The organism is Rossellomorea sp. GQ25 (genome assembly GCF_059758515.1).
Genome location: NZ_JCAXEQ010000001.1, coordinates 520,314 through 533,604 on the forward strand (window position 1 = coordinate 520,314; position 13,291 = coordinate 533,604).

General features: G+C 37.1%; 12 protein-coding genes. 3 read left to right on the plus strand and 9 right to left on the minus strand.

The window, feature by feature from the left end; all coding sequences use genetic code 11:
* Positions 1 to 10 precede the first annotated feature (10 nt).
* Positions 11 to 1,951, plus strand: a complete 1,941-nt coding sequence (locus AC6CIB_RS02865; protein ID WP_498277896.1) for a S9 family peptidase — start codon at positions 11 to 13, stop codon at positions 1,949 to 1,951.
* 121 nt (positions 1,952 to 2,072) lie between these two features.
* Here the strand turns inward: AC6CIB_RS02865 and AC6CIB_RS02870 are convergent, their stop codons facing one another.
* A complete protein-coding gene (locus AC6CIB_RS02870) occupies positions 2,073 to 5,105 on the minus strand; it encodes an efflux RND transporter permease subunit (protein ID WP_498277898.1) in 3,033 nt (1,010 codons plus the stop codon).
* Positions 5,106 to 5,599: 494 nt separating this feature from the next.
* Here AC6CIB_RS02870 and AC6CIB_RS02875 point away from each other — a divergent pair, with 494 nt between their 5' ends.
* A complete protein-coding gene (locus AC6CIB_RS02875; RefSeq protein ID WP_498277899.1) occupies positions 5,600 to 6,694 on the plus strand; it encodes a serine hydrolase domain-containing protein in 1,095 nt (364 codons plus the stop codon).
* Positions 6,695 to 7,361: 667 nt separating this feature from the next.
* Here the strand turns inward: AC6CIB_RS02875 and AC6CIB_RS02880 are convergent.
* The 8 genes from AC6CIB_RS02880 to AC6CIB_RS02915 all read right to left on the minus strand — a co-directional run bounded on the left by AC6CIB_RS02880 (position 7,362) and on the right by AC6CIB_RS02915 (position 12,897).
* Positions 7,362 to 8,918 (minus strand): proton-conducting transporter transmembrane domain-containing protein, encoded by a 1,557-nt coding sequence (locus tag AC6CIB_RS02880; protein WP_498277900.1) that lies wholly within the window; start codon positions 8,916 to 8,918, stop codon positions 7,362 to 7,364.
* A gap of 2 nt (positions 8,919 to 8,920) precedes the next feature.
* Positions 8,921 to 10,387: a complex I subunit 5 family protein gene (locus AC6CIB_RS02885; RefSeq protein WP_498277901.1), complete on the minus strand. Its 1,467-nt coding sequence runs from the start codon at positions 10,385 to 10,387 to the stop codon at positions 8,921 to 8,923.
* A gap of 23 nt (positions 10,388 to 10,410) precedes the next feature.
* Complete coding sequence (locus tag AC6CIB_RS02890; RefSeq protein WP_226037511.1) at positions 10,411 to 10,746, minus strand: sodium:proton antiporter; 336 nt, start codon at positions 10,744 to 10,746, stop codon at positions 10,411 to 10,413.
* 2 nt (positions 10,747 to 10,748) lie between these two features.
* Positions 10,749 to 11,471, minus strand: coding sequence for a hydrogen gas-evolving membrane-bound hydrogenase subunit E (gene mbhE, locus AC6CIB_RS02895; protein WP_498277903.1), 723 nt, complete (start codon positions 11,469 to 11,471; stop codon positions 10,749 to 10,751).
* Between the two features lie 4 nt (positions 11,472 to 11,475).
* A complete protein-coding gene (locus AC6CIB_RS02900; protein WP_498277904.1) occupies positions 11,476 to 11,709 on the minus strand; it encodes a Na(+)/H(+) antiporter subunit B in 234 nt (77 codons plus the stop codon).
* A 14-nt stretch (positions 11,710 to 11,723) separates the two neighbouring features.
* A complete protein-coding gene (gene mnhG / locus AC6CIB_RS02905; RefSeq protein ID WP_498277905.1) occupies positions 11,724 to 12,059 on the minus strand; it encodes a monovalent cation/H(+) antiporter subunit G in 336 nt (111 codons plus the stop codon).
* The gene (locus tag AC6CIB_RS02910; protein WP_498277907.1) at positions 12,052 to 12,315 is read right to left on the minus strand and encodes an MrpF/PhaF family protein; all 264 of its coding nucleotides are present in this window, start codon (positions 12,313 to 12,315) and stop codon (positions 12,052 to 12,054) included. The genes mnhG and AC6CIB_RS02910 overlap by 8 nt, the downstream gene beginning before the upstream one ends.
* Positions 12,316 to 12,390: 75 nt before the next feature.
* Positions 12,391 to 12,897, minus strand: coding sequence for a Na+/H+ antiporter subunit E (locus AC6CIB_RS02915; RefSeq protein ID WP_498277908.1), 507 nt, complete (start codon positions 12,895 to 12,897; stop codon positions 12,391 to 12,393).
* Positions 12,898 to 13,141: 244 nt separating this feature from the next.
* Between AC6CIB_RS02915 and AC6CIB_RS02920 the strand changes: the two genes are divergently transcribed.
* Positions 13,142 to 13,288, plus strand: a complete 147-nt coding sequence (locus AC6CIB_RS02920; RefSeq protein WP_498277909.1) for a hypothetical protein — start codon at positions 13,142 to 13,144, stop codon at positions 13,286 to 13,288.
* Positions 13,289 to 13,291 lie beyond the last annotated feature (3 nt).

Genomic DNA, 13,291 nt, shown 5'->3' on the forward strand with positions numbered 1-13,291 from the left:
AGGGTTATTAATGAAAATGACTGAAAAAACATATCCAAGTATAGAAGACCTTATCTCATTACCAACCATATCAGGCCAAAACATAAGCGACGATGGCAAATACGTAGCATTCGTCAAATATAAAGCTGACTGGAAAGGCAATACATATAGGAATCACATATGGATCTATGAAAAAAATAAGGGGGAATGTTACGCATTACTAGAGGGAACGTCCCCATTATGGTCTCCAGACTCTAAACATATTGCATACCTTCGTTCAGTTGGTGACGGGGATGAGATGAAGAGTCAGATCTTTGTTGAGTCATTAGATGGTGATGGCAGGGTTCAAATGACGGATGAGAAAGAAGGAGTAAGTACATTCAAGTGGGATCCTGCTGGCAAGGGTTTTTATTATGTTGCGCAGTCAAAAGAATCCAAGGAAATCAAGAAACGCAAGGAGATATATGGAGGTTTCCAGCATGTAGCCAAGGAATACCGGAATCATTGTTTATATTACATTGAAATAAAAGATTCTAGTAAAAATAGCGTGGCGCAACCACTAACTGACGGTAAGGATTTTCATATCCATGAGTTTGATATTTCAACTGATGGGAAAAAGGTTGTTTTGATGGCTGCACCAAGCCCGAATATGGGAGATTTTCCGGATGGAGATCTATACATACTGGATATTGAAGCTAGCGAGCTGCAAAAGATGAATATCGATAAGTTGTTGGGAGGGAGCGTGTGCATTTCTCCCGATGGCAGCAAACTATGTTACTCAGCAAGCATAAGGGAGAAGGAGTACTATAAAACCCATATACAGGACAGTACACTGGAGATATACGATCTTCATACTGGAGAGCGAATTCAACCTTTAACAGATTTTGATAGTACGGTACTTCCATTACGGTGGACAGCTAAAGGGATTTTAATGAGATGGCAGAATAAAACGAATTATCATATCGGGTTGTTATCTGAGAATGGCACGGTGGAAATGCCAAGCGGAAAAGCAGATGGCTTTATACTGGATGCATCCATAACAAGGGATGGAAATCATCTATCCTATACTAAGGCTATAACAAATGAAACCTTTGAAGTCTATTTAGAGGATAAAAAGATAACGAATGAAAATAGCTTTTTCAAAGGAAAGCTAAAAAGTAACAGGGAAATCATCTCATGGAAAAGTAGTAATGGTCTTGAAATAGAGGGAGTTTTATCAACCCCGGCAGAGTTTGACGCAAATAAAAAATATCCCTTACTGGTACTCATCCATGGCGGTCCGGCGTGGGCATCTTTCCCAATCCATTCAGGCTGTTTCAATGATAAATATCCTGTTGAGCAGTTTATAGAAAAGGGTTTTATCGTGTTAGAACCAAACTACAGGGGCAGTTCCGGTTACGGCAATGAATTTTTAAAAGCGAACTATAGAAACCTGGGAATCGGTGACTACTATGATGTTATATCCGGGGTGGATACACTAGTCGACAAGGGGATTGCCGATAAGGACCGGGTAGGGGTGATGGGATGGAGCCAAGGGGGATATATTTCTGCCTTCTGTTCTACCTATAGTGATCGATTCAAGGCTGTTTCAGTCGGAGGTGGGATTACGAATTGGCGTAACCATTATGTCAATACAGATATCCCTTACTTTGTCAGGATGCATTTAGGAAATGATCCATGGAATGATCCAGAGATCTATAGTAAAACATCACCCATGACCTATATTAAATCAGCCTGTACGCCCACTTTTATCCAACATGGTGAAAAGGATGAAAGAGTTCCAATTACAAATGCATATGAGCTATATAAAGGATTAAGGGATATGGAAGTTGAGACAGAATTAGTACTATTTAAAGGAATGGCCTATAGTCCTGACCAGCCAGGAATGAATGTGGCGATCATGAAGCAGAATTTGATGTGGTTTTCACATTATATTCTTGGGGAAAGTATGGGGGATTTTAGGGGGGTGTGATTGATAAGTGGAGAGTAGGGTGGGGACGGTTCCCACTCTATTTTTCTCATTTTACAAGAAAAAAATGTTAATAAACCAGGCCGCAGAAAAAATTCGGCGGCCTGAATCCTAATGTATATTACTACTGAGCTATTTTTTCTTCACTTTCCAATTGTTGTGTCCGTTGGCGCTTCGATTTCCTGAAGTAAAGCAATTCGTAGAACACTGGGACTACGACGAGCGTCAGCACGGTGGCTCCGGCAAGACCGCCGATGACCACAACAGCAAGCGATTTAGATACAAGACTTCCATCTTCTGTGTGACCGAATAGAAGGGGAAGCATTGCGCAAATGGTAGCAATCGCTGTCATGACCACAGGACGAAGTCGAGTTCCGCATGCTTCCAGAATCGCGTCACGAATGATCATCGTTTCCTCGTTCTGCTTGACGCGATCAATTAATACAATTGCGTTCGTAATGACGATACCGATCAGCATCAACGCTCCAATGAGAGCCGTTGCGTCTGCAGGTACCCGGGCAATGAGCAGTCCGAGGACGGCACCGATTGAGGCGAGCGGCAGCGTAATCAAAATGGCCAGTGGACCTTTCAACGTCTTAAAGGTCAGGACCATAATCAGGTAGACAATCAGGATAGAAGCAAGCATGGTCATCCCAAGGTCTTTAAAGTCATCCGCTTGTTGGGCAGCGGCGCCGCCGGTAGCCAGGGAAACGCCTTTCGGAAGTTTGATATCCTTGATCTCGGTATCGATATTTTTCGAAATGACCGATAGTTCTTCAGGTTCCACCTCTGCTGTGATCCGGACATATAAGTCACCATCTTTATGCAGGACGGTACTTGGTTTCTCTTCTTCCGTGATGGAAGCCACGTCGGAAAGTGGTTGTATGCCTGAACTTGTTGCAATCGTCAAGTTGTTCAAATCCGACTTCGATTCAGGGTTGACGCCAGCGTCCAGAAATACGGGTGTGGTTTCATCATCCAGGTTGACTGCCCCGATCGGTTGCGGGTTCAGTAAGGAGCGGATTTGCATAGCTGTTTGCTGTGCATTCGCTTTCTCTGTATTAACGTACACTTTGAAGACAGGTGATGTTTTCTCCTGATTGCTTGAGACTTTCTTCACTCCATCCACATCTTTGATCTTATCCATAAGCGTTTTGGAAGTAGTCAGAAGTTCATTAGTGTCATTTCCGACGACGTCATAGGTAATACTGGAATTTGATGATCCTCCAAAGATGGACGATGGTGACGCAGTGATGGTCACATCCTTTTCATCTTTTTTCGTTTCATTCACCTTTTCGATGAAGGATTCAGCATCGGCATCTTCCTTCATGATTACGGTATAGAAAACAGTGTTTGGATCACTCACTGCTCCGTATTGAGCATTTTCTTCACTTGAGCCGTACTGGGTAATCAAATAGTCGTACCCTTCAAAATCTGAAATTCTGTCCTCAAAGTCTGTCATACGCTGCTTCATGTTGTCTTGAGGCGTATCACTCGGGAATTCCATCGTGACAGAGACAAATGAGGCATCATTCGCATTTGTAGCTGCTTTCGGCAGTGTAATATAAAGGGCGATCGATCCTCCAAACACAAGAATGGCCAGAAGGATGGGAACGATTTTATGATTTAGTGACCAACGTAACACGTTCACGTAGCGGTGAGGCGTGTGATGGGTCGGCAAGGTTGTATTTTTTAACATGCCGCGGCTTAACAATGGCACTACGGTCAATGCTACAAGCAAGGAAGCAAGCAGCGAGTAAGTAACCGTCAATCCGAAAGGAAGCAGGAATGCCTTTAATGAGCCATTGACGAGTCCCATCGGTAAGAATACGGCCACTGTAATGAGAGTGGAAGACGTGATGGCACGGGAAACCTCCATGGTAGCTTGCAGAACATTCTGTTTGGTAATCTTCTCATTCTGGCTGCGCCGGAAAATATTTTCGACCACGACAATGCTGTCATCGACCAGACGCCCGACCGCCACCGCGACCCCTCCCAGAGTAAGGATGTTCAACGTGACTCCGGATAACCAGAGAAGGAAAAGCGTGATACAGAGTGATAATGGAATGGAGACGACGGTAACGAGCGTCGGCTTGAATTTTCTTAGGAACAAAAGAATAACGAGTGTTGCGAACAATGCACCCAGGGCTACTTCTCGAACCATGGTGTTTACCGAGTTCTTCACCATATCCCCAGTTGTGAACAGTGCTGTTGCTTCGACACCTTCATAGTCACTGTTGATTTTATCTACCGTATCTTTCACTTCTTCCCCTGCAGTAACGGCACTGGCATCACTTTCTTTGAACAGGATGATTGCCAGGGCTTCTTTCCCGTTTACCCGTGTGATGGTGTTTTCAGCTTTCACTTTTTCAACGGTTGCGATGTCTTTCAGTTTGACGACAGGAGCATTTGGAACTTGCATCTGAACGGGCAAGTTCTTCAGGGCGTCCACGGAAGTCAGGTTGTCTGTGACGTTGATGGTACTCTTCTGGCCATCAATCGTGGTGCTTCCGGCAGAGGCGGAAACATCCTGCCCTTGGAGCACTCCCATCACCGAGTTGACCGGGATATGTAACTTTTCCAGCTTGTCGTGATCAAGGTTGATTTGGACACGGCCGCTGTTTTCTCCGTCGATGCTTACTTGAGACAGGCCGGATTGCTTCTCAAACAACGGTTTGAACTCATCGTTGGCGAGATCAAGGTTCTTTTTCGTCAATCCGTCATCAAATGTCACGGACACCTGACCGATCGGAATCATAGAGGTATTCAACTGAGAAATTTGCGGTTCTCCGACTCCTTCAGGAAGTTGAATTCCTTTGATTGCATCCTCGACTTTATTCTTGGCTTCTTTCATGTCGGTTTTGGAATCAAAGTTGATGGAAACCTGAGAATATCCCTCACCTGTAGTGGATAGGATCGATGTTTTTCCTGAAATGGATGTGACCGCCTGCTCTACGGGCTCTGTGATGTTTGCTGTCATGGAGCCGGCGTCATACCCCTGTCCCAGGGTGACGACTGTAACTTGTGGATTGTCGGCTTCAGGCAAGAATTCCATAGGCAAACGGAAATAGCTAATGATGCCGATAATCAAAGTGATGATTACCAAAAGACTCATGGCTGCTTTATTGCGAAAACCCCAGTTTATTAAAGCTTGCATGTGTTTCCCCCTAATACTGATTTAGTGTTTTTCCTTCTTTTTAAAGATACTGGATTACTGACTGATTCACAGCCTCCTCCAGGCTAATATTCACCTAGGTCTTGAGGCTTAGTTCCTCCTCCTTTACTAACTGTTTGCCACAAAATTCATTCTACTGAGGAGCAGGCCCTGGTATTCTTAAAAATTTGTAAAATTTATTTAAGATCCCGCCTGCTCTATTTACCGAGTGTAAAAATATTCTGTAACAATATAGTATTATAGTACGAATGGTAAGAAATGGGAATATTAGATTGTTAGATTTTACAAAAACTATAAAAAGCAAAGTAGAATGGGGACAGTTCCCATTCTACTTTGCTCCTTTTACAAGAAAAAAATGAAAAGCATCATCAAAAAACTTCACTGGACAGCTGGATCCACCGTGAAAAGTAGGATAAGAACCGTCCCCAATTTGTCTTAACATACGGCGAATCTTAGTAGTTACGACTTCATACCATATGAGAGGGTTACATTTAACTCTAAAAACATATATGCCTGAATGGATTAACTTTACCTTGTGTCCTGCAGAAGATAATAATACTAAAGAGAATAACTGGCTTCTTAGTGAAATAGGAAGAAAGCGAGTTAGGGATGAATCTGCAAAAGTTATAAGGTATGTTAAACAAGGGAAGGACAACGAGATAGTACACGAGTGGTATTCTGGTACCCATCATTTTGAAACGGGAGCTAGGAATATAGATCATTCCTCACAATTTAACGTATATTCAATTAGGGTTACATACGTAGGTTTAGCAGCTGCAATAGCTGTGTTTGAGGGATACTTAAATCTTGATAATAAGATCAGTGACTATTTTAAAGAATTGGATAAAGAAGTTTTAGGTGAGACGACGGTTAGACATCTGATAACCAGATGTACTGGTTTAAAGATTAAGAATGAACAGGTTCAAAGGGTATTTGATTTAGGAACCAACATTGAAGGGAAACGTCCTGACTTATTAGTTAAAATCGTCAAGCAAGCTACCGGAAAAACAGTTAATCAAATACTTTCTGAGCAGGTCTTTAAACCTTTGGGTTGGAAAAGTACCGAGTGGGCGACCGAGGGTAAAAGCACTTTAGTATGTGACATACATTCTCCAGATAGATATCCTTCTATAAGGATTGGGTCAAATTTTGGTGATGAAAGAAATTTATATGTTAATAGTAGAGAGTTGGCTTTATGGGGAAGCTTGCATTTGAATAAAGGATTAATGGATGGAAAACAGTTCTTACCGAAAGGAGTATTTGAGCTTTCTACTACAATTCAAAGTCCAGAAGAGATTGATCCTAAACTGCCTAAGTTTGGTTTCTATTGGTGGTTAAAAGATAATAAAGTTTCCTGTGACTATAATGAATTAGGTACAGAATTACCTGAAGGGAGCTATCAAATCCTTGGGGCTTCAGGTTGTGCTTGTCTTGTCATTCCTCAATTTAATGCTGTTGCTGTAAGGATGTATAACAGTTTATACACATATGAGAATAAAAATCTTGATCACATACAGGATATACAAACGTTTGGGAACTTGGTTGTAAAGGAAATTAAATTACAGCAATAACTGAAGAACAGCCATTGATCTCAGGTTACTGCGGTTACTAGCTTATTCAACAATCGGGGCAGGTTTGTTGAATAATAAAAACTCTAGTGATAGGTCACTTTTGACTAAATACTGCGCAGCAAAGATCTTCTTTAGAGGGCTTTGCGAAAAAATGTACCTAAACTAGCCTACAAAGAGTAGTTAAAAAAACAAAAAAGATCAAACAAATCACTTTGCTTAGACTTCTTACTACGAATTGTCTTTGGGGATTTGAATATCTTTAGCTGGTCATCTTATAAGCCAATAACCCCTCTTATAGATAAAATAGTAAAGGATTAGAGGGTATTATAGGATACAAAACAATAGCAAGAGAAATGGGGGCACAATATAGTTCAGATAATTAACTTTATAAGAACTTAAAAGGTGTTTACATTTTAACTTCCTTTTCCTTTTATGATTAATTTTTAAACTTATTTATCATGTTGGTATAATACCAATATTAAAACAAAAAAAGGAAGGATGTGGGTTAATGAATTTGAAGGATTATAGGTAATTTTGCCTACATTGTAAATCCCGATCGTATATCAACTTTTCTACGTGTCCATCAAATCAGGAATAGGTCAATTGGTATAATTCACCGTTGAATAATGTTCATCAAATCTATATTCACCATAACAGTAGATGGATATTAAAACATTAACAATAACAACAGAATTATTAAAGTGGTAGTTGCCCATAACAAATATTTGTTTAATTTTCCGTCATGATAGTTACTTAACTCATAGCCTGTAGTTACAAATATTTTAGCCGTTTTACGATAAATATCATAATATAGAAGTCTCTCATAGTTCTTCACTAAATATTTCTTTAATAAAATAAATATAGGAATTGACCAGAGAAAGGGCTGAATTCCACTTAACATATGTTTTATATCGAAATAATTAATATCTACATCAATATTAGTTAAATTTTCTAACAAAAAAGGATTAAGACCAATCAATATCATAATAACAGTTAAAAATCCCAATCCTAACTGCATGCTGATGGCTGGTTTTTTATCTAAGTTAACATTACTATTTTTGAAAAATGCATAATATATAAATTTTAAAAATATCAGAGAAGTCCCAAAACTCATCAGGTTCAAACCCCAGGTTAATAATGGTTCCTGTATAGCTTCTTTAATAATGGTTTTACTCATATATCCATTAAAAAAAGGAACTCCAGCTATCCCCATAAAAGCTACCAATGTTGCTATAGAAGTTACGGGAAGTTTTCTGCCCATGATCCCTAAATTTTCAAAATTATCCTTTCCTGTGGTATAAATGACAACTCCCACTGCCATAAATAATACAGTTTTATATAATATGTGATTAACCAGGTGAAACATAGCTCCGGCTATTCCAGCAGCAGTACCAATACTAATACCAATAATCATAAAACCAACTTGGATTATTATGGAATAGCTCAAAAATTTACGGACCTGGTTTTGCCTTAATGCCATTACAATTCCAAACAAAGCCGAAATAAGACCGGCATAAGCCAAAATATTTATCCCGGACAGTAGTCGGCACATTACATATACGCCCACTTTTGTCGTATATATTGACAAAACTACTGTAACATAAAAAGGAGCCCTGCTGTAAGCCAATGGTAGCCAAGTATGGAAACCCACAAAGGCCAGCTTAATTGCTACCGCAAGCATAAAAAAAGGGATTCCAGCATCTATAGCATTCAGAGATAAATTACCTGTAGCCGAATACTGTAAAAATATCCCCCATAATAAACTTAAACCTCCTGCCACCTGCATTAGAAAATAATAATACCCCGTTTTTTTAGTTAAATCACTTGCCATTATAATAATAAAAGATGAACTGATTGTCATTAATTCCCAAAAAATATACAGAGTAAACAGATCACCGGAAAAAACCACGGTCAGGGCACTACCAATAAACACAAATATTAAACTTAAAATAATTCGGGAACATATATTAATGGAATAAATTACAGCAGCTAGGCCAGCGACAGCAAAAATTAATCCTGTTAATTTACTGATACTATCTACTTTAAAAGGAACTAGAGTATAGTGGAGAAAATCCACTTGTAAACTATAACCAGGTATTAAATAAAAAGTAACAATAAGGGCTCCTGCAGTAATAAGGAAAGATATGATGAATTTTATTTTATTCTTAATGGGCAAAAGTAATAGTAAAGCACCTGTTATATATAAGAAACCTGGAGTAATCATCTTCAACCCCCTAGTAATATTCTTATGTATTCCCCATTATCCAGTAAAAATTTCGGAATTTTATTAATTAGACTTAAAGGTAATGAAGGTACTATACCAAATACAATACATAAACTACCTAGAAAGATAGTCGGTAATTTTAAAGATAGACCTGGTTCTGCTATTAATAGTTCTTCTTCGTTTTTTGTATATAATTTAACAATTACTTTTAAATAATACGTTAAAGATAAAAACGTTCCCACCAGAATAAAAAAGGCAGCATAAACAAAGCCAGCTTCTAGAGCTGCTTCAACAATAAGCCATTTACTCATAAATCCATTGAAGGGAGGCAGGCCCACTATAGCAAGGGAAGCAACCATAAAAATAAATGAGAGTATGGGGAATTTATAACCTAGCCCTTTAATATCTTCTATTTCAACAGCGGTTAAACTATAATTAAAAATTCCTACAACTAAAAATAAGGTCCCTTTCATTATGGCATGATTTATAATATGAAAACTTCCAGCAATTAAGCCTGCTTCAGTTCCCACAAATAATCCGATCATGATATACGCTATTTGGGCAATACTGGAATATGCAAGCAGCCGGTTTAAATTTGATTGCTGATAGGCTAAACAATGAGCAATAATAAAAGTAATGACTCCCCAGAAAACTACAATATTTAACATTCCACTTTCATCCAGAAAATCAATGCCAAACATTATATATAATACTCTTATTAATGCATATACAGCAGATTTCATCACCAAACCCGAAGATAAAACATTGTAAGGGATTGGGGAATCTTCATAAGCATCAGGTAGCCAAGCATGCAGAGGAATTAACCCGATCTTTATTGCATAGCCAAAAACAAAAAAGGCCATAATTGTACTTTTAATCTTAAAGGGGATATCTTCAAATGCTAGGGGAATTTCAGCCATATTTAGAGTTCCAGTTAAATAATAAGTTAAAATTGTAGCCAGTAAAATAAAAAAGCTCCCCAACGTAGACATTATCAAATACTTAAAAGTACCTTCTATTCCTCTATCAGTCTTTTTTTGCAATGACAGAGCGCAAGAACTCAGAGAACTCACTTCCAGAAATACATAAAGATTGAATAAATCAGCAGTAAGAACCATTCCTGAAATACCGGCTACCATTAAATATGCAAAAATAAAATAGTCATGTTTAATAAATTTATTATATTTCATGGAAAAAATAATAAAAGGTAAAAATAATATCGCTATCATTAACAAAAACATGGCGGAAAAAGGATCCACCATTAAAATTATTCCCAAAAGCCCCCAATCACCAATACTGTAAACTTTTGGGGGATAACTATTAGTAATAACTAAAATTAATAAATAAAGATAAATGATCGCACTACCGGTTACCAGAGGGAAAAAAATCTTTTTAAAATATAACTTTGAAATACCAAGAAAAAATGCGGTTAATAAAGGTAAAATGATAACCCAGACAGCCGCTTCCATTATTAACCTCCCAAAAATAAAAATTATCCTCTCAATTTTCGAATCTCATCAATGTTTAACGTTCTATATCTTTTATGTATCTTAATCACCACCGCCAGCATGACAGCTGTAACACTTCCCCCGATAACGATGGTAGTTAGGGCCAGTGCCTGAGGGATAGGATCGACTACTATTTCATATCCTTTGTCTAAAATAGGAGCAGTTCCATCCGGTTTATAACCTACGAGCATTAATAACAAAATCAAAGAAGATTCTACAATAGTAAATCCAATAACAATTTTTATTAAATTTTTTTTGGTAATGATCGTATACATTCCTAGACAGAACAAAATGATTACGACAACATATGGTATTTCCACTATTATTTCTCCTTAATCAAACTATTAAAAATGATGGCCAGACCAGTCCCTACTTTTAACCCAATCATTAAATTGATGTAAGGTATTAACCCGGCACTAAACACTTCTCCGGCATTTCCCGTTCCGAAATGGGCTTGTCCGCTGGCAAGAAAATTGCTTCCAGTGAATACGCCTAGTAATCCCAGTAAAACAATACCTATAGCTCCTATATCTTCAACTAACTTTTTTGGGGCGGGTTTGAATATATATTCAGAGAATTCAACACTATAGGTTATTGTCAGCAGAATGGGAATGATAGACAGAACAACTCCTCCAACAAAACCACCGCCTGGACTAAGATGACCAAATAATATTAAGTACGCTCCTAAAACGGCTAAAAATGGGATAATCAATTTTACCGTATGATTAACAATACTTTTAAATGTTGTACCAAGCATTGCTGCTTTACTTATAGGAACCAGAAAAGCTAAAATAGTAGCAGCAGTTAAAATCACCGTTGCTTCACCCAAAGTATCAAAAGCTCGGTAATCATATAGGACAGATGCAACTAAATTTGTCGCCCCGGTTTCCTGTACCCCTTCAGAAATATAGTGTTCAGATAAATATCTTTTACGATCGCTATCAAGATTATGTATTTCATAAAATAAGAATAATAAGAAAATAGCGAACGTTATAACAAGGCCTATTTTATAAAGCTTTTTAAACCTTTCATTTAGTCTACTCATTTCGTCAATACTCCGTTTTATTTATTGTAATTACAAAAAAAGCAGTCGTTAAGCCAGTAGTCATTATTGCTCCAGCGAGAGCAACACCCGGAGCTTGGAGTATGATAAAAATAATTACTAGAATTGCACCGAATAGGGGGAGAGTAATTACGGAATTTGATAGATCTTTAGTAAATACCATAAAAAATGCGGTAATTATTAAAAATAGTAATAACAGATAAAATATGATATCTATCACGACTTTACCTCCAATCACTTATCGAAATCTTTTTTTGTAAATGTTTTGGGTATAAGATTATAATTATTATCAGAACTGGCGATGACATGAATTGCTATCGGATTCGTGATGAATAAAAAAATCATGATGACAATTAGTTTTAAAGAAACAAAACTAATGCCTTCGAGTACGATACATCCCATGAAAACTGAAATACCTCCGGCCATCAGGCATTTAGATCCAGCATGTAATCGGGTATACAAATTAGGAAAACGAATCAATCCCACAACAGTACTTAACAAAAAATAAATACCTGTTATAAAAAATACAAAAACAAATAATTGTCTTACACTATGAATGAAATCAATCACCAACTCCACCTTTCCATGGTTTTCTTAAATATTTAGCCATAATTAAAACATTGATAAATAAGAAAACCCCATAAACTAAAGCCACATCAATAAAAATTTTTCTTTCAAAATAATAACTTAATAAAACTAAAACTAGTAAAAACATGACACCTATACAATTCATAGCAACTAGTCTATCAGGCAGACTGGGACCTTTAATGACTCTATAAAAAGTTAAAAAAGCAGATAAAACAATTGCAAGTATTAAATAGAGCACTACTATCACACTCCACATTGAATAAAAAAACATAAAATAATCAGGTACTTAAAAGAGGATGTTCAAAAAGCTGAATTAATCAACTATTTTCGCAATCAAATTATGATGCTTACGAATACGTGCTTTCTTTCTTTCTTCTTCATCGTCACTGTGAACATCGATCCAGTGAATAACATAATGTTTATTTATATGATCGAAATCCATAGCCAGAGACCCTTGAGTGAATGTAATAAAATTGGCTAAAATTGCAATACTGTTTGAATTTTTAAGAGATGTTTTTATGCTAACGATTCGGGGAGAAAATGATGGTTTAATTTCAAATGCATGTCTGGATACTTTGACTGCAGATAAAAATACATCATAGATAAAAGCACTGATCACCAAAAATATGTAATATATTTTTAAAAAAAATTCTTTCGTCCCATATTTCATTTGTACTGATCTATGGACGTTATCTGCTAACATAAGCGATATAATAGAACAAATTATAGTACCCAACAAAAATACCTCGATATTAACGCGGCCTGCAAAAACAAACCATAATGCCAAAGTTATAATAAATGTTAATAATTTTTTCTTCAAATTATGTACCTCACTTTAAATTTAGTGAAATTGGCTACCACAGTTGTAATCAATGGAAAACAAATTTAGTAGTTCTTATTATTACCATAGGATGAGTTATTATTCTTAAAATATTAAATTCTAAGGATAAGGAGAAATCCAATCCGGTATTTTCGTTTTTTGGGTATCTACAACTGTAGGCATGTTGAATATTCGGCCACAAAGAGAAGGAATACGTTATTCTATATAGTAAAGGAGTTGTTTATTGCAAGAGAGTACAGAGGGTGGTGGAAGAAGTGAATATTTTAACTTAATACTAAAGGATTATATACCAGATTTATTTGATAAGTATTCTTTAAGTAATGGATTTACAAATTGGAAAGACAAAACTTTTAATAGTGATTCTATTTGAATT

Bases quoted from the DNA above. Each gene is read 5' to 3' on its own strand.
- AC6CIB_RS02865 (WP_498277896.1), top strand. From the start codon at position 11: ATGAAAATGACTGAAAAAACATATCCAAGTATAGAAGACCTTATCTCA.
- AC6CIB_RS02870 (WP_498277898.1), bottom strand. From the start codon at position 5,105: ATGCAAGCTTTAATAAACTGGGGTTTTCGCAATAAAGCAGCCATGAGT.
- AC6CIB_RS02875 (WP_498277899.1), top strand. From the start codon at position 5,600: ATGAGAGGGTTACATTTAACTCTAAAAACATATATGCCTGAATGGATT.
- AC6CIB_RS02880 (WP_498277900.1), bottom strand. From the start codon at position 8,918: ATGATTACTCCAGGTTTCTTATATATAACAGGTGCTTTACTATTACTT.
- AC6CIB_RS02885 (WP_498277901.1), bottom strand. From the start codon at position 10,387: ATGGAAGCGGCTGTCTGGGTTATCATTTTACCTTTATTAACCGCATTT.
- mbhE (WP_498277903.1), bottom strand. From the start codon at position 11,471: ATGAGTAGACTAAATGAAAGGTTTAAAAAGCTTTATAAAATAGGCCTT.